Genomic DNA, 16,798 nt, shown 5'->3' with positions numbered 1-16,798 from the left:
GGGGGTTGTGGCCGCCGATGCCTGGGACCAGGCTGCCGGCCACCAGGGTCAGGTTGGCCAAGCGGCACCACAGGCCCAGCTCCCCCAGGGTGTCGGCGACGATCACCTCGGCCGGATCGTCGGGGGCGGCGCTGCGCAGGGCGACGCCGGCGCCGGTGGCGCGGGCGGCTTCGGCGATGGCGGGGCCCCGTTCGACATGGCGCGGCGCGATCACCAGGCGCGGACGGTCGGGCAGGGCGCGCCAGGCGGCCAGGATCAGCTCGTCCTCGCCCGGATGGGTGCTGGCGGCCAACAGCAGCGGTCGGTCGCCCAGGCGGACGCGCAGGCTGGCCAGGGCGGCCGCGTCGACCGGCAGCGGCGCCGACCCGAACTTCAGGTCGGCCTCGCCGGCCACGGTTCCGCCCAGGCTGGTCAGGCGGTCGGCGGCGCGGCCGTCCTGGGCCAGGATCAGGTCAAAGCCGCCGAACAGCCGCCCGGCCGCGAACGGCCGCGCCTGCCAGGCCCTGTAGCTCTTGTCCGACAGCTTGGCCGAGACCAGGGCCAGCCGCACGCCGCGGTCCTTGGCGGTCAGCAGCAGATTGGGCCACAGTTCGCTCTCGACGAACACCGCCAGGTCCGGCCGCCAGTGGTCGAGGAACCGCCGCGCCCCGCCGGGGGTGTCGACGGGCAGGAACTGATGGATCGCCCCGGTCGGCAGGCGACGGCCCAGCAGCGCGGCCGAGGTCACCGTACCGGACGTGACCAGCACCCCGACGTCAGGCCGCTCGGTCCGCAGGCGCTCGACCAGCGGCAGGATCGACAGGCTCTCGCCGACGCTGGCCCCGTGCAACCAGACCAGGGGGCCGGCGGGTCGGGGCGTGGTCGGACGGCCCAGGCGTTCGTTCAGCCGGGCGCGATCCTCCTTGCCGGCCTTGGCCCGACGCTCCAGCAGCAGCGGCGCGAACGGTTCCAGCGCGGTGGTGGCCGCGCGATAGAGGCTCAGGGACAGGGGAAGGCTCACACCGCGTCCGCGGCGGCCAGATGGCACGGGCCGACCCCGCCGCCATGCTCGACCTGGATGGTGACGTGGCCGATCTTAAAGAGTCTAGCCATGTCGCCGCAGACGTCGTGCAGGAACTGGTCGTGGTCGGAGCCCCCCCCGGCGGCTTCGGGAAGGCGCACCAGGTGGGCGGTCATGGCGGTCTCGGTGGTGCTCATCGCCCAGATGTGCAGGTCGTGGACCTCGCTGACGCCGGGCCGCCCGGCCAGCCAGTCCCGGACCGCCTTGGGGTCGATGCCGCGCGGGGCGGCGTCCAGGGCCAGGTCCAGCGAGTCGCGCAGCAGGCCCCAGGTGCCCAGCACGATGATCACGACGATGCCGAGGCTGACCACCGGGTCCAGCCATAGCCAGCCGGTCGCCCACATGGCGGCGGCCGCGACCACCACCCCGGCCGAGATGGCGGCGTCGGCGGCCATGTGCAGGAACGCCCCGCGGATGTTGAGGTCGTCCTTGGAGCCGCGCATGAACATCAGGGCGGTGGCGGTGTTGATGACGATGCCGATCGCCGCGACGATCATCACCGGTCCGGTCTGGATCGGCTGCGGGTCAGCGAAGCGGCGGATGGCCTCCCAGGCGATGGCCCCGACCGCCACCAACAGCACCACGGCGTTGGTCAGCGAGGCCAGGATCGTGCCCTTGCGCAGGCCGTAGGTGTGGCGGCCGGTCGGCGCGCGCTTGGCCAGGACCACCGCGCCCCAGGCCATGAACAGGCCCAGCACGTCGGACAGGTTGTGGCCCGCGTCGGCCAGCAGGGCCAGCGAGTGGGTCATCAGGCCGGCGATGGTCTCGGCGATCACGAAGCCGATGTTCAGGGTCGCGCCGATGGCGAAGGCCCGGCCGAAATCCTTGGGCGCATGGCTATGGCCGCCAGGACCGTGGTTGTGGCCGTGGTGATGGTCGTGACCATGCGAATGGCCGTGTCCATGGCCGTGGCCATGATCCTGGTGATCGTGCGCGGGGTCGGCGTGGTCGTGCGGCATGGGCCCTACATCCCACCAAGGGCGGGGCGGATCAATCGTCCTGGTCACCCAGGAGCGGTTTCCCCCACGATCGCCTCGGCCCGTCGCGACACCGCCGACAGGCGCGCCCCCCAGGCTGGGGCCAGGGCGTCGGGGTCGTCGTCGCGGCCGGCGACGGCCGGACCGTCCCAGACCATGGCCGCCCTGGCGAAGGGCAGGGGGATGATCGTGCGGTCCCAGGTGTTGAGCCGGATGCAGGGCCGCATGGCGATGCCGACGAACAGCACCGGCGCGCCGGTCACCCGGGCCAGGGCGACGGCGCCCTTCTGCAACTCCTCGACCGGCCCGCGCGGACCGTCGGGGGTGATGGCCATGGCCCCGCCATCGCGCACCCACTTGACCATGTCGCGGAAGGCCTGCTCGCCGCCCTTGTTCTTGGCGGTGTCGGTCTTCTTCAGCGATGAGCCGCGGATCGAGGGCAGGCCGAGCTTGGCGATCACCCGGGCGATGAACTCGCCGTCGCGCGACTGCGAGACCAGCACGCGGATTTCCGGCTTGTCGGGTCCCTGCGGCCAGGCCGTGGGGCCGACCGGCACGCGCGAGTGCCACAGGGCCAGGATCGCGCCGCTCTTCGACGCCAGGCTGTCGGCCCAGACCTTCTCGGCCCGCGACCGGTCCTCGTGGGTCCAGCGCAGGGTGGCGTAGGTCAGCCGCAGATAGCCGACCATCAGGTTGGTCATGGCCACCATGATCCAGCGCGAGCGCAGCGGCCTCAAGCGGTGGCCCCTTCTTCCAGGCCCGGCGGCAGGTGGTCCAGGTCCTGGGCCTTGGCCAGGCGGGCGTAGAGGCCCTTGTGGCGCACCAGTTCGGCGTGGGTCCCGGTCTCGACCACCCGGCCCCTGTCGATCACGTAGATGCGGTCGGCGCCCTTCACGGTCGACAGGCGGTGGGCGATCAGGATGGTGGCGCGGCCGGCCATCAGCCGCTCCAGCGCCGCCTGGACCTGGGCCTCGCTCTCGGTGTCCAGCGCGCTGGTCGCCTCGTCCAGCAGCAGGATCGGGGCGTCCTTGAGGAAGGCGCGGGCGATGGCGATGCGCTGGCGCTGGCCGCCCGACAGCCGCGCGCCGGCCTCGCCGACCAGGGTGTCGTAGCCGAGCGGGAGGTCCGAAATGAAGTCGTGCGCGGCCGCCTGGCGGGCCGCCGCCTCGATCTCGTCCTCGGCGGCGCTGGGCCGGGCATAGGCGATGTTGGCGCGGATGGTGTCGTCGAACAGGAACGGCTCCTGGGTGACCAGGGCGATGCGGTCGCGCAAGCTGGCCAGGGTGACCGAGCGCACGTCGTGGCCGTCGATGGTCACCGCCCCGGCCGTCACATCGTAGAAGCGCGGGATCAGGTTGAGGATCGAGCTCTTGCCGCCGCCCGACGGGCCGACCAGGGCGACGGTCTCGCCGCGTCCGGCCTTCAGGGTCACGTCGATCAGGGCCGGGGCGCCTTCGCCATAGGCGAAGCTGACGCCGTCCAGGGCGATGGCGCAGTCGCCGGCCGGCAGGGCCGCGGCGCCGGGCGGGTCGATGATCGTCGCCTCGACGTCGAGGGCCGAGAACAGCCGTCGGGCCGCCGTCAGCCCCTCGCTGAACACCGTCTGCAGGTTGGCCACCTGGCGCAGCGACTGGGCGGCCATCAAGAGGTTGGTCAGGAAGGCGAAGAACACCCCGGCCGTCATCTGGCCGCTCTGGGCCCGCCAGCCGGCATAGACGAAGACGACGGCGATGATCAGGGTGGTGAAGGTCTCGGTGGCCGGGGCGGCCATGGCCCGGGCGTTGGAGCCCTTGATCAGGTGGCGCTGGCGGCGGTCGACCACGGCGGCGACGCGGGCCTCCTCATAGGCCTCGCGGTTCTCCATCTTGACGATCTTGATGCCGTCCAGGCTCTCCATGATCGCGGTCGACAGGTTGGAGGTCTCGCCCATGGCCCCCTTGGCGGCCTTGGTGGTCTTGCGCGAGAACCGGCCCATGATCAGCCCGGCCAGCGGGGCCAGCACCAGCACGCCGCCGGCCAGCACCGGGTCCAGCTGGAACATCACCACCAGGGCGCCCAGCACGGTCAGGAACTCGCGGGTGTAGTTGATCACCCCGGTGGTCGAGGCCTCGCGGATCAGGCCGGCGTCATAGAGCACCGAGGCGACATAGCCGCCGGTGTGGCCCGAGCGCAGGCGGGCCAGGTCCGAGCGCACCAACTTGCCGAACAGCTGCACCTGCACGTCGCCGACCACGCCGTTGCCGATGCGGTTGATGAAGTTGGCCTGGATGACCTGGAAGACGCCACGGCCGACGGCCAGGGCGACGATGGTCAGCGGAATGGTGACCAGGGCCCCCGGCTGCGGGTGGGTGATCAGCTTGTCGATGGCCGGCTCGATGATCCGGGCCAGCGACACGCTCAGCCAGGCGACGATCGCGGCGCTGACGATCGACACCGCCAGGCCCTTCCAGCGCGGCTTCAGATAGTCGCGCCAGACCCGTGCGGCGAGGGCGCGGTTGCTGGCGGGCGGCGCGGCGGGGTCGGTCATGGAGGCAGGGGTCGGATTTCGTGGGGGGACTGTCAAGCGTGGCCATGGCAGGGCAATGCGGCGTGCGTGCGGCGCTGTGGCTTTTGCATTACAGGACTGTTGCTCCTAATTAGGGGCCTTCACCAAAGGAACGTCCGTTGCCCGGCTACGACCTGACCACCCGCTGGGGGCGGTTTCGCACCTATCTCCACTATCTGTGGAACGACCACGCCTATCTGCGCCTGGGTTTCAAGAACGACCACTGGGTCAGCCCCGAGCTGGTGCGCACCAACCAGCCGTGGCCGCACCAGCTGGCCGAATGGAAGAAGCGCGGGATCAAGACCGTCATCAACCTGCGCGGCGGGTTCGACGGCAGCTTCTACGCCCTGGAGAAGGACGCCTGCCAGCGGCTGGGGCTGAAGATGGTCGACTTCGTGATCACCTCGCGCGAGGTGCCGATCAAAGAGCGCGTGCTGGGCGCCAAGGAACTGTTCGAGAGCATCGAATATCCGGCCCTGATGCACTGCAAGTCCGGCGCGGACCGGGCCGGGATCATGAGCGTGCTCTACGCCCACTACCGCCTGGGCCTGCCGATCGAAGAGGCCAAGGAGCAGCTGTCGATGAAGTATCTGCATATCCGGCACGGCAACACCGGGGTGCTGGACTACGTCTTCGAGCAGTACCTGGAAACCGCGGCGCCCAAGGGGCTGACCTTCACCCAGTGGGTGGAGAGCCCGGACTACGACCCTGTGGCGATGAAGGCGACGTTCCGGGCCGGGATGATCGGCGGGATCGTCACCGAGGGAATCTTGCGGCGGGAGTAGCTAGGTCCTCCCCCGGTGGGGGAGGTGTCGGCGAAGCCGACGGTGGGGGGAGTGATACGACCTAGGCCGCAGGCAGGATCAACGACCCTGGAACTCCCCCCACCGATCGCTTCGCGATCGCCTCCCCCAGAGGGGGAGGACCTGGATCAGTCCAGGCTCGGGTCCAGCAGCTTGTGGGCGTGGATGATGAAGTACCGCGCATGCGCGTTGTCCACGGTCGCCTGGGCCTTGGCCTTCCAGGCCTTGTGGGCGTCGGCGTAGCTGGCGTAGGCGCCGACGAACTCGACCTTCGACAGGTCGCGGAAGTCGGTGCCGGAAACGTTCTCCAGTTCGCCGCCGATCACGAGGTGAAGAAGCTGCTTGTCGGACATGATGGGGAAGATCCTGCGCGGAAGTTATCGTTGTTGCAGGTCGATATGCCCGACACGTGACAGGATCAACGGGGCAAGCGCCCGATTGGCGCAAACCAGGCTCGGAAGCAGCGGATTTGGCCGATTATAGGTGAAGCCGCGTCCTTTGTGGTCGGTCACGACGGCGCCGGCCTCGTTGCAGATCAGGTCGCCGGCCGCCAGGTCCCACTCGTTCTTGGGCGACAGGGCGATGGCGGCGTCGAAGTCGCCGCTGGCCACCAGGCAGATGCGGTAGGCGATCGAGTTGCGGCTCTCGACCCGCATGACCGGCCAGGGCGTGGGCCAGCCGGGATAGGCGAACATCTTGGCGTCGCCCAGCATGGCCGAGTCCTCGAGCGCGAGGGTCGCGCTGGGCGTGATCGGCTCGCCGTTCAGCGTCGCGCCGCCGCCGAGGATGGCGGCGTAGGTCTCGTCCAGGGCCGGGGCCAGCACGACGCCGGCGATCGGCCGGCCGTTCTCGACCACGGCGATCGACACCGAGAACCACGGCTTGCCCTTCAGATAGGCCGCCGTGCCGTCGATCGGATCGACCACGAACTGGCGCTTGGTCGCCAGGCGGGACGGATCGTCGGCGGTCTCTTCCGACAGCCAGCCATAGGACGGGCGCGCCCCGGTCAGCTTGGCCTTCAGCAGGGCGTCCACCGCCAGGTCGGCGTCGGTGACCGGCGAGCCGCCGTCCTTGGACCACACCTTCAGGCCCTTCTCGCGGGCCGAAACCGCCAGGGCTCCGGCCTCGCGGGCGGCCTCGAGGATCAGGTCCAGGTCGGTCATTTGCCGGCGATCGCCAGGGCGTCGACCAGCAGGGACGGGCTGTTGCTGGCCCCGCGCAGCTCCAGGTCGGAGCCGGGCACGAGGCGGGCATAGATGTCGATCAGGTTGCCGGCCACGGTGATCTCGGTGACCGGACCGGTCGAGACCCCGTCCTCGAACCAGAAGCCCGAGCAGCCCACCGACCAGTCGCCGGTGTTGCCGTTCAGCGACGGGCCGAACATCGAGGTCACCAGCAGGCCGGTCCCGGCGTCGGCCATCAGGCCGGCCAGGTCGCGCTCTCCGGGCTGGAGGGTCAGGTTGTGGGTCGAGACCCCCGACGGGCCGGCCAGGCCGCGCGAGGCGTGACCGGTCGACTGCATGCCCAGCTGCAGGGCCGAGCCGATGTTCAGGATCCAGGTGGTCAGCACGCCGTCATCGATCAGGGCGCGGGCCTCGCAGGCCACGCCCTCGTCGTCGAACGGGGCCGAGCCCAGGCCGCGCACCCGGAACGGGTCGTCCAGCAGGTTCACGCCCTTGGCGAAGATCTGCTGGCCCAACTTGTCCTTCAGGAACGAGGTCCCGCGGGCGATCGACGGGCCGGAGATCGCGCCGATCAGCGGGCTGAGCAGCGAGATGGCCAGGCGATTCTCGAAGATCACCGGGGCGGTGGTCGAGGCGATCTTGCGCGGGTTCAGCTTGGCGACCGCCAACCGGCCGGCGGTGGCGCCGATGCTTTCCGGGCTCGGCAGGTCGCTGGCGTGACGGGTCGAGCGGCCTTCGCCGCCGCGCTCCATCAGCGCGCCTTCGCCGGCGATCGCCGAGGCCGAGACGCCGAAGCCGCTGGCCTGATGCAGGCCCGAGAAGCCTTCGCTGGTCACCAGCCGCCAGGTCGAGGCGCTCCAGGATGACGAGCCGCCGTCGGAATTGGTCACGCCTTCGACGGCCCGCGCAGCCTGCTCGGCGGTGCGGGCCTGGGCTTCCAGCGTCTCGGCCGAGGGTTCGGTCGGGTCGAACAGGTCAAGGTCGCGGAACGGCGCGCGGGCCTGGCGCTCGGCCGGGGCGAGGGCGGCGTACTGGTCCTCGGGGGCCAGGCGGGCCATGGCCACCGCTCGGTCGATCAGCTTGGCGCGGCCCTCGGCGGAAACGTCCGAGCCGGAGACCGTGGCGCTCTGCCTGCCGACGAACACGCGCAGGCCGATGTCGCGGGATTCCTCGCGCTCGACCTCTTCCAGTTCGCCCAGGCGGACCCCGACGGAGAGGGATTGGCGCTGCGCGAACACAGCCTCGGCGGCGTCGGCGCCGGCTTTCCGCGCGGCGGCGAGCACGTCATGCAACAGGTTTTCGTCCATGGGGTCTTATGGACGAGGGGGCAGGGGCGGGGCAACCATCCTGAACGGCGCCGGAGGAACTAGCCGATGGCGTAGAACAGCAGCGCCACGCCGCCGAACACATAGGCCACCCAGGTGCAGATCATGCCGATCGAGCGGGCGATCGAGGCGCCACCGCTGTTGGACAGGCCCACGGCGTGGATCAGCCGGCCGGCGAACAGGGTCAGGCCCACCACGTGGACGGCCAGGGGCGGGGCGTCGACCAGGGCCAGGACGATGATCGCCGCCAGGCCGACGGGGATGTACTCGCTGGCGTTGCCGAAGGCGCGGATGGCGCGGGCCAGTTCGGGGATGCCTTCGTCGCCCATGGCCACCTTGTGCTTCTGTCGCAGGCGCACGACCAGCAGCGACAGGGTCAGCAGCAGGAAGACATGCAGCCCCACCCACAGGGCGGCGGCGTGACCGGAGGCGATGGTGTCCATCGGTGGTTACTCGTGAAACGAAGTCATATGCGGCCGCATAAGGTTCAGCGTTCGACGCCGCTGGCAAGCCGGCTCGTCTCAGGCGGGAGGATGGCCTTCATGCCTCCCAGCCTGTCATCCCGGACGAGCGCGCAGCGCGAAGATCCGGGACCGACGCGTGAACTCGGCGCTTCCGACGGTCCCGGATCTTCGCTGCGCTTCGTCCGGGATGACAATGCGGTGGTGTCAATGGGGTCCCGGCCCCCATCGGCCCTACAGCTCCCGCCCGACCGGATAGAGCCGGTAGTGGTCGTCGTAGTACGGCGTCCGCGCGTAGAACCACGCCAGCCGGGCGTCCGGATCGGCGGCGAACTTCGGGTCGGCGGCCAGCCTGGCCTCGAACTCGGCCTTCAGCTTGGGGTCGGCGGCCAGCATCTTCTCGGCCAGCGGGGCGATGGCGTAGCCCTCGATATATTCGACGCGTTGCAGCACCTCGGGGAACATCCCCCAGGCGAAGAAGCTCTCGTCGCTCTGCGGCTCCAGCAGCAGGCTCACCAACTCGCCCAGCGGCTGGTCGACCGGCACGCGCACCGAGCCGGCAGGGAAGGTGACCGTGCGGGCCTCGTGGGTGACCGGGCCGGCGGCGATCTCGACATGGCCCTCGTTGGCGCGGGTCGCGAGCTTGGGGGCCTGGAAGCGGATCATGTCGGCCGACACCGTTTTCGGCGTCGTCAGGGTCTCCATCTGGACGCCGTGGATACGCAGGCGCTCGATGACGTCGGGCTTGGCCGAGGAGATCCAGTAGGCCTTGGGCGGGGTCAGTTTCAGGCTGGGCTCGCTGGTGTAGAGCGGCAGCGACCAGGGCTGGGGATCGGGCTGGCCCAGCCAGCGCACCTCCTTGCGGCCCGAGGCGGGGGAGTCGTAGGTCTCGTACTGCACGCCCAGGAAGTTCACGGTGCGGATCGGCTTGTCGCCGCCGCCGCCGAAACTGGTCCCGAAATTGGCCTCGACCACGGCGGGGCGCGCCGTGCGGTCCTGGAGCTCGGCGGCGCGCAGGGCGGCGCCGTCCCTGGCCAGCACCTTCAGGGTCTCTTCGAGCAGCACATAGGTGCCCAGCACCCGCTGGCGGTAGGGCTTGAGCGAATGGTTCTCGACCAGCACCGTGGCGATGCGGGCGGCGTCGCCGTAGCCGTTGGAGTAGCGCAGGCTGGCCGGCGAGGCCCCCAGGCCCTTCTTGGGGTCGCGATCGTCCAGAGCGAAGACCAGCTGGCCGGGAATGTGGCCCGCCGCCTTCAGCCCCGCCTCGGTGGCCGGCAGGAAGCTGTGGTCGAGCCAGGCGCTGGTCGCCTTTGAGCGCGCGAAGTCGCCCTTGTAGCCGGCCCAGCCGTAGGTGATGTCATACTGGTAGTCCTCGCCGTCGGTGACGTGGATGTCCATGTAGAGGTCGGGTTTGACCCGGTTGATCAGGCCGATCATCGCCCGCATCTCCGGCGAGTCGAGCTTGCCGTAGTCGCGGTTGAGATTGAGGTTCTGGGCGGTGTGCCGCCAGCCCTGGATCGTCGGACCGCGTTGGTTGGGGCGGCTGTAGGGGCTGGCCCGCTCGTGGCCGTCGACGCTGAAGATCGGCACGAAGACCAGGTTGACCTTGTCGAGCAGGGCGTCCTTGGCGGGGAAGGCCCCCCTTCCGAAAGAAATGTCGCGCAGCAGCATCATGCCGGCGTCCTTGCCGTCGATCTCGCCCGGATGGATGCCGGCCTGAACCAGCAGCACCGGCTTCTTCGGATCGAACGCCGCGCCGTCCTTGCCGGCGAACACCACCAGCAGGTCGCGGCCCTCCGGCGACTTGCCGAAGCTTTCCATGCGGATCAGCGGCGAGGCGGCGTCCAGCTTTTCCAGCCAGGCGCGGGTCTCTTCATAGTTGGGCGAGGCGGTGAGGCCGGTCAGTTCCGAAGGGGTGATCCACGGGTCGGACGGTTTGGCGACCAGCTTCTCGCTGGCGCCATGCCAGGCCAGGGCGGGGGGAAGGATCTCGGACTCCCAGGGAGCCTTAGGGGTCTGCGCCATGGTCATGCCCGCCGTCATCGCGACGGCGAACGCCGCCAGCCCGGTCTTCCACATCGTGTACGCCCCCTGAAACGCTTGGTACGGCGAAAGCCCCCCTCAGTCGCTCCGCACATGCGGGGACATGCACTTGTGCGTGTCCCCAACCGTGACTGGGCTTCACGGGGACACGCACAAGTGCATGTCCCCGTGCGGAGGCGCCGCGATCTACTTCCGCTGCACCAGGTCCATGAACCGCTGCTGCAGCATCCTGTCGGTCTTGAACACGCCGCGGAACTGGGTGGTGATGGTCGAGACGTCGTGGTGGCGGACGCCGCGGGTGCTCATGCACTGGTGCTCGGCGTCGATCAGCACGGCCACGCCGGCCGGGGCCAGTTCGTCGCAGATCGCGTCGGCGATCTGCATGGTCATGGTTTCCTGGGTCTGCAGGCGCTTGGCGAAGATCTCGACCACGCGGGCGATCTTCGACAGGCCGACTACCTTGCCGGTCGGCATGTAGGCCACCCAGGCCTTGCCGAGGAACGGGGCCATGTGGTGCTCGCAATGGCTCTGCACGTCGATGCCGCGCAGCATGACCATGTCGTCATAGCCCTGCACGTCCTCGAAGGTCCGGCTCAGCTCTTCGGCGGGGTCGCCGTCATAGCCGGCGAACCATTCGCCATAGGCGTCGACCACGCGCTGCGGCGTGTCGAGCAAGCCTTCGCGGTCCGGATTGTCGCCGGCCCAGGCCAGCAGCGTGCGGACCGCCTGCATGGCGGCTTCGCGAGAGGGGCGCTGGGCGTGGTCAAGATCAAGATCGGTGTCGTTGTCGAAGCCGATCAGGGTTCGCTCGCGGGTCAGTGCGTCCATTGCTGTAAGAGGTTTCTTTCCACGGGCTGAGTTGCGCCGGAGCGCCGTTCGCCCCGGAATTACGCGTGCCACCCGTTGAAGGCGCCCTGGCGCCCGACAAGGGCGTGGTTCCAAAACGCTCAGATAGCTATATGGGACGCACACGAACTCCGGCAACACCCTCCCGTTACGTCAGGCGACCAACTTTCCATGACCGTGAAGCTTTATGACACCATGGCGCGCGAAAAGCGCGACTTCGTCCCCGCCGATCCGAGCCGGGTGACGATGTATGTCTGCGGGCCCACGGTCTACAACCACGCCCATATCGGCAACTTCCGGCCGGTGGTGGTGTTCGACGTGCTGTTCCGCCTGCTGCGCCATGTCTATGGCGAGGACGCGGTGGTCTATGCCCGCAACGTCACCGACGTCGACGACAAGATCAACGCCAAGGCCACGGCCGAGGGCGTCGCGATCAAGGTCATCACCGACCGCTACCTGGCCTCCTACCACGCCGACGCCGCCGGCCTGCTGACCCTGCCGCCGACCCTGGAGCCCAAGGCCACCGAGCACATGGACCCGATCATCGCGATGATCGGCCAGCTGATCGACAACGGTAAGGCCTACGCCGCCGAGGGCCACGTGCTGTTCGACACCCAGGCGTTCCCGGACTACGGCCAGCTGTCGGGCCGCGACCTGGACGACATGATCGCCGGCGCCCGGGTCGAGGTCGCGCCCTACAAGCGCCACGCCGCCGACTTCGTGCTGTGGAAACCGTCGAAGGAGAACGAGCCGGAGTGGCAGAGCCCGTTCGGCCCCGGCCGCCCCGGCTGGCACATCGAGTGCTCGGCGATGATCGACAAGTCGCTGGGCCGGACCATCGACATCCACGGCGGCGGCATCGACCTGGCCTTCCCGCACCACGAGAACGAACTGGCCCAGAGCCGTTGCGCCCACGATCTGCCGGTCTTGGCCAACTACTGGCTGCACAACGGCTTCCTGGATATGGCCGGCGAGAAGATGTCCAAGAGCCTGGGCAACGTCATCATCCCGCACGAGCTGCTGCAGACCGTGCCGGGCGAGGCGATCCGCTGGGCGCTGCTGTCGGGCCACTATCGCCAGCCGCTGGACTGGACGCCGGAACTGATCGAGCAGAGCCGCAAGGCCCTGGACCGGCTGTACGGCGCCCTGCGTCGCGCCAAGACCACGCCGGCGTCGATCGACGTCGACGGGCCGGTCGACGTGCTGGCCGCCCTGTCGGACGACCTCAACACGCCGCTGGCGGTGTCGGGCTTCTTCGAGATCTCCAGCGCAATCGAGCGGGCGGTCACTGCCGGCGACGAGGCGGGGATCGCGGCCAACAAGGCGCGGCTGCTGGCGGCCGGGGCCCTGCTGGGCTTCCTGCAGGCCGATCCCGACGCCTGGTTCGAGGGCGACGCCGACGACGATCTGAAGGCCAAGGTCGAGGATCTGCTCAAGCGCCGGGTCGAGGCCCGCCAGGCCAAGGACTGGACCGCCGCCGACGCCATCCGCGCCGAACTCGACGCCCTGGGCGTGGTCGTGATGGATGGTCCGGCCGGGGCCACCTGGCGCATGAAGGACTGAAAACCAACTGCTCATCCCGGCGAATGCCGGGATGAGCGGTGTTTAGGGAGCTGACCCGCCATGCTTGCTCTGTTCCAGATGTTCGCCGGCTACAACGCCTGGGCCAACCATCGCCTGCACGCCGCCTGCGCCCTGCTGGACGAGGCCGACTACAAGCTGGAGCGGGGGGCGTTCTTCGGCTCGATCCACGGCACGCTGAACCACCTGATGGTCACCGACCGCATGTGGCTGGCGCGACTGCGGGGCGAGGCCCTGCCGCCGCATGGGCTGGACGCGGTGATCTTTCACGACCTGGCCACCTTGCGCGAAGCCCGCGTCCACGAGGACGCGGGCCTGTCGGCCTATGTCGCCGGCCTGACCGACGAGGCCCTGGCCGGCGAATTCCGCTGGACCCGGATGGCCGACGGGGCGGTGGTGGTCCAGCCGCTGTGGGCCGCCCTGGCCCACGTGTTCAACCACCAGACCCACCATCGCGGCCAGGTCCACGGCCTGCTCAGCCAGGCGGGCGCCGACCCACCCTCCCTCGACCTGCCGGTCTTCCAGAAGGCCAGCGGACTCGGGTTTTCCTCCTGAAAGTGCTAGATCGCCGACCATGCAACGCGCCGTAGAACACCGCACCGGGGTGCAGGCCCCCGCCGAGATCCTCTGGGAAGTGATCTCCGACTTCGCCACCTGGGGGGACTGGAACCCGGTCCACCCGCGCATCGAGGGCGCCTTGCGCATCGGCACGCCGCTGAACGTCGAGGTCGTGCTGGACGGCGATGGGCCGGCCAAGGTGGTCGAGGCGGTGGTGCAGGACTGGGTGCCCTACGAGCAGCTGCACTGGCGCACCAAGCGCCTGCGCGGCTTCGTGACCGCCATCCGCTACATCGAGATCGAGAACATGGGGCCGACCAACGCCACCTTCTCGAACGGCGAGCTGTTCGTCGGTCCGCTGGTGCGGCTGGTCAGCCGCGACGAGCGCCGGCGCCTGCGCGCGGCCTACACCCGCATGGGCGAGGCGGTGCGCGAGCGCGCCGAGGCCATCTGGTCGCAGCGCCAGAAGACCCCCATCTAAGCGGCATGATCGACGACCTCTATTCGGCCCGCATCCTGGGGCTCGTGGCCAATATCCCCCGCACGGGACGCCTGGCCGCGCCGGACGCCAGCGCGGAGAAGACCGCCAAGCTGTGCGGCAGCCGGATCGTGGTCGACGTGACGGTCAAGGACGGCGTTGTCAGCGACTTCGCGCAGGACGTGGCCGCCTGCGCCCTGGGCCAGGCCTCGGCCGCCATTCTCGGCGCCCAGGTGATCGGCGCGGATCTTTCCGAGATCGAGTTGGCCCGCGACGCCTTGCACGCTATGCTAAAGTTCAACGGCCCGCCCCCCGAGGGCCGATTTTCGGAGCTCGCCGTGCTGGAGCCGGTCAAGGACTATCCCGCCCGTCATGCCTCGACGCTTTTGGCGTTCGAAGCCACGGTCGAGGCTGTCCGTACGGCCACAGGCCTGACCCAAACCCGAACTAGCCGCGCCGGCGCCGCTTGATCGAGACTTTTCGCTAGTCGATAAGGTCCCGACTCCGTTCGCGAAAGCGCCGGCATGACACTCTACGAACGCACCGTCGACCTGGGCCTGAAGGCCTACAAGACGACGCTCTCGCCCTTCATCGGGCGTCAGTGCCGCTATCTGCCGACCTGTTCGGAATACGCGGCCCAGGCGCTCAAGGATCATGGACCCCTGAAGGGGTCCTGGCTCGCGGTGGGACGGATTTGCCGATGCAATCCGTTCGGCGGCTCCGGGTACGACCCGCCGCCTCCGCCGCGCCAGCCGCGCAAGTGGAAATGTGAAGAATGATCGACCTGATTTTCCCCGACGGTTCGGCCCGACAGTATCCTGACGGCGCCACGGGCCGCGACGTGGCCGCTTCGATCTCCAAGTCGCTCGAGAAGAAGGCCCTGCTGATCAAGCTGGACGGCCAGCTGCTGGACTTGGATCGCGCCCTGACGCCCGACCTGCTGCTGGGCGACAAGCGTTTCGAGATCATCACGCGCGAGTCGCCCGAGGCGCTGGAGGTGATCCGCCACGACACCGCCCACGTGCTGGCCCAGGCCGTGCAGGAGCTGTTCCCCGGCACCCAGGTGACGATCGGCCCGAACGTCGAGGACGGCTTCTACTACGACTTCGCCCGCGACGAGCCGTTCAGCCTGGACGACCTGGCCACGATCGAGGCGCGCATGCGCCAGATCGTCGACCGCGACGAGAAGATCCGCCGCGAGGAGGTCAACCGCGACGTCGCCATCGCCGACTTCGACGAGATGGGCGAAAGCTACAAGGCCCAGATCATCCGTGACTTGCCGGCCAGCGATACGATTACGGTCTATCACCAGGGCGACAACTGGAAGGACCTGTGCCGCGGTCCCCACCTGCCGTCGACCAAGCATGTCGGCAAGGCTTTCAAGCTGACGAAGCTGGCCGGCGCCTACTGGCGCGGCGACCAGAACAACGCCCAGCTGCAGCGCATCTACGGCACGTCGTGGGCGTCGGACGCCGACCTGGCGGCCTATCTGCTGCGCATTGAGGAAGCCGAGCGTCGCGACCACCGCAAGCTGGGCAAGACGATGGACCTCTTCCACATCCAGGAAGAGGGCAAGGGCATGGTGTTCTGGCACCCCAAGGGCTGGACGCTGTACCTGGCGCTGGAGGCCTATATGCGCCGCCGGCTGGACGCGGCCGGCTATCGCGAGGTCAAGACGCCCCAGATCCTCGACAAGAGCCTGTGGGAGCGCTCCGGCCACGCCGAGAAGTTCGGCCACGCCATGTTCATGTGCGAGAGCGCCGAGGGCGAGATCCTGGCGGTCAAGCCGATGAACTGCCCCGGCCATATCCAGATCTTCAACGTCGGCCAGAAGAGCTACCGCGAGCTGCCGCTGCGCATGGCCGAGTTCGGCGCCTGCCACCGCTACGAGCCGTCGGGCGCCATGCACGGCATCATGCGGGTGCGGGCCTTCACCCAGGATGACGCCCACATCTTCTGCCGCGAAGAGCAGGTCACGGAGGAAAGCGCCCGGTTCATCGAACTGTTGCGCAGCGTCTATACCGACCTGGGCATGGAACTCGCCGACGTGAAGTTCTCGACGCGTCCGGAGCTTCGCGCGGGCGAGGACGGGGTCTGGGACAAGGCCGAGGCCGCCCTCGCCACGGCCGCCGAGGCGGCGGGCGAGACGCTGGTTCTGCACCCCGGCGAAGGCGCGTTCTATGGCCCGAAGCTGGAGTTCTCGCTGAAGGACGCCATCGGCCGGGTCTGGCAGTGCGGCACGCTGCAACTGGACTTCGTGCTGCCCGAGCGGCTCGACGCCGAATACGTGGCCGAGGACGGCTCCAAGCAGCGTCCGGTGATGCTGCACCGGGCGATCCTGGGCTCATTCGAGCGCTTTATCGGCATCTTGCTGGAGAACTATGCGGGCCATCTGCCGCTTTGGCTGGCGCCGACCCAGGTGGTCGTGGCCACCATCACGTCGGACGCGGACGATTACGCCCAAGGTCTCGCAGACCGGTTGACGTCGATGGGCATTCGCGCAGAAGTCGATTTTCGAAATGAGAAGATCAACTACAAGATTCGCGAGCACAGCCTCGCGAAAGTACCGGTAATCGCAGTGGTCGGGCGCAAGGAAGCCGAGAACGGAGAGGTTGCCCTCCGTCGCCTGGGTGGCGAGGGGCAGAAGGTGTTGTCGCTGGAAGACGCCGTTCGTGCGTTGACGCAGGAAGCGACGCCGCCGGACCTCGCCCGTCATCGCGCCGCCACGCGCGCCGAGGTGTTGGCGTAGGACTGATGAACAGCATTCTCCCCTCCCATTCGACCTTCGTCTCAGGGGCGCGCCCGGTCCGGCCGCGCATCTCGGTGGTCATGGTCGTCTACCAGACGGGGGAGGCGCTGATCGAAAGCATCCGGCATGCGCTGAACGAGCCGTTGGTCGATGAGTTCGTCATCATCGACAACGGCTCCCCCCCCCCC

Annotated in this window: 18 protein-coding genes; 8 read left to right on the top strand and 10 right to left on the bottom strand. The window is 69.0% G+C overall.

Annotated features, from left to right (window positions below):
- From PMI01_RS13165 to PMI01_RS13150, 4 genes are all read right to left on the bottom strand, one after another.
- On the bottom strand, nt 1-1,000 hold a 1,000-nt coding region (locus PMI01_RS13165; protein ID WP_007669257.1), incomplete at its 3' end, for a 3-deoxy-D-manno-octulosonic acid transferase.
- Nucleotides 997-2,019, bottom strand: a complete 1,023-nt coding sequence (locus PMI01_RS13160; protein WP_007669255.1) for a cation diffusion facilitator family transporter — start codon at nt 2,017-2,019, stop codon at nt 997-999. The genes PMI01_RS13160 and PMI01_RS13165, both read right to left, overlap by 4 nt.
- A 44-nt stretch (nt 2,020-2,063) precedes the next feature.
- Nucleotides 2,064-2,774 carry a lysophospholipid acyltransferase family protein gene (locus tag PMI01_RS13155; RefSeq protein WP_007669253.1) on the bottom strand — a complete coding sequence of 237 codons (711 nt, stop codon included), beginning with the start codon at nt 2,772-2,774 and terminating at the stop codon, nt 2,064-2,066.
- Nucleotides 2,771-4,564 (bottom strand): ABC transporter ATP-binding protein, encoded by a 1,794-nt coding sequence (locus tag PMI01_RS13150; protein ID WP_007669251.1) that lies wholly within the window; start codon nt 4,562-4,564, stop codon nt 2,771-2,773. The genes PMI01_RS13155 and PMI01_RS13150 overlap by 4 nt, the downstream gene beginning before the upstream one ends.
- 137 nt (nt 4,565-4,701) lie before the next feature.
- Between PMI01_RS13150 and PMI01_RS13145 the strand changes: the two genes are divergently transcribed.
- Nucleotides 4,702-5,367 carry a tyrosine-protein phosphatase gene (locus tag PMI01_RS13145; protein WP_007669249.1) on the top strand — a complete coding sequence of 222 codons (666 nt, stop codon included), beginning with the start codon at nt 4,702-4,704 and terminating at the stop codon, nt 5,365-5,367.
- Between the two features lie 146 nt (nt 5,368-5,513).
- Here the strand turns inward: PMI01_RS13145 and PMI01_RS13140 are convergent, their stop codons facing one another.
- From PMI01_RS13140 to folE, 6 genes are all read right to left on the bottom strand, one after another.
- On the bottom strand, nt 5,514-5,738 hold the full coding sequence (locus tag PMI01_RS13140; RefSeq protein ID WP_007669247.1) for a DUF4170 domain-containing protein: 225 nt from the start codon (nt 5,736-5,738) through the stop codon (nt 5,514-5,516).
- Nucleotides 5,739-5,762: 24 nt separating this feature from the next.
- Nucleotides 5,763-6,548 carry a 3'(2'),5'-bisphosphate nucleotidase CysQ gene (locus PMI01_RS13135; RefSeq protein ID WP_007669243.1) on the bottom strand — a complete coding sequence of 262 codons (786 nt, stop codon included), beginning with the start codon at nt 6,546-6,548 and terminating at the stop codon, nt 5,763-5,765.
- Nucleotides 6,545-7,876, bottom strand: coding sequence for a TldD/PmbA family protein (locus PMI01_RS13130; protein ID WP_007669240.1), 1,332 nt, complete (start codon nt 7,874-7,876; stop codon nt 6,545-6,547). The genes PMI01_RS13135 and PMI01_RS13130 overlap by 4 nt, the downstream gene beginning before the upstream one ends.
- 59 nt (nt 7,877-7,935) lie before the next feature.
- Entirely contained in the window at nt 7,936-8,337 is a 402-nt protein-coding gene (locus PMI01_RS13125; protein ID WP_007669237.1) for an MAPEG family protein, read from the bottom strand.
- A 252-nt stretch (nt 8,338-8,589) separates the two neighbouring features.
- Nucleotides 8,590-10,434: a M14 family metallopeptidase gene (locus PMI01_RS13120; protein WP_007669234.1), complete on the bottom strand. Its 1,845-nt coding sequence runs from the start codon at nt 10,432-10,434 to the stop codon at nt 8,590-8,592.
- A 150-nt stretch (nt 10,435-10,584) separates the two neighbouring features.
- Nucleotides 10,585-11,226, bottom strand: coding sequence for a GTP cyclohydrolase I FolE (gene folE / locus PMI01_RS13115; RefSeq protein WP_007669231.1), 642 nt, complete (start codon nt 11,224-11,226; stop codon nt 10,585-10,587).
- A 189-nt stretch (nt 11,227-11,415) separates the two neighbouring features.
- Between folE and cysS the strand changes: the two genes are divergently transcribed.
- The 7 genes from cysS to PMI01_RS13080 all read left to right on the top strand — a co-directional run.
- Nucleotides 11,416-12,807 (top strand): cysteine--tRNA ligase, encoded by a 1,392-nt coding sequence (cysS, locus tag PMI01_RS13110; RefSeq protein ID WP_007669229.1) that lies wholly within the window; start codon nt 11,416-11,418, stop codon nt 12,805-12,807.
- Nucleotides 12,808-12,867: 60 nt separating this feature from the next.
- Nucleotides 12,868-13,380, top strand: coding sequence for a DinB family protein (locus tag PMI01_RS13105; protein ID WP_007669227.1), 513 nt, complete (start codon nt 12,868-12,870; stop codon nt 13,378-13,380).
- Between the two features lie 19 nt (nt 13,381-13,399).
- A complete protein-coding gene (locus PMI01_RS13100; RefSeq protein ID WP_007669225.1) occupies nt 13,400-13,864 on the top strand; it encodes an SRPBCC domain-containing protein in 465 nt (154 codons plus the stop codon).
- A gap of 5 nt (nt 13,865-13,869) precedes the next feature.
- Nucleotides 13,870-14,331 (top strand): iron-sulfur cluster assembly scaffold protein, encoded by a 462-nt coding sequence (locus tag PMI01_RS13095; protein WP_007669222.1) that lies wholly within the window; start codon nt 13,870-13,872, stop codon nt 14,329-14,331.
- Between the two features lie 54 nt (nt 14,332-14,385).
- A complete protein-coding gene (yidD, locus tag PMI01_RS13090) occupies nt 14,386-14,640 on the top strand; it encodes a membrane protein insertion efficiency factor YidD (protein WP_007669212.1) in 255 nt (84 codons plus the stop codon).
- Nucleotides 14,637-16,610 (top strand): threonine--tRNA ligase, encoded by a 1,974-nt coding sequence (thrS, locus tag PMI01_RS13085; RefSeq protein WP_007669210.1) that lies wholly within the window; start codon nt 14,637-14,639, stop codon nt 16,608-16,610. Before yidD ends, thrS begins: the two co-directional genes overlap by 4 nt.
- Nucleotides 16,611-16,615: 5 nt before the next feature.
- A partial coding sequence (locus PMI01_RS13080; protein ID WP_007669200.1) for a glycosyltransferase family 2 protein occupies nt 16,616-16,798 on the top strand: 183 nt, incomplete at its 3' end.

This window comes from Caulobacter sp. AP07 (assembly GCF_000281955.1).
GTDB lineage: Bacteria > Pseudomonadota > Alphaproteobacteria > Caulobacterales > Caulobacteraceae > Caulobacter.
This window is presented reverse-complemented; position numbering and strand designations above follow the sequence as displayed.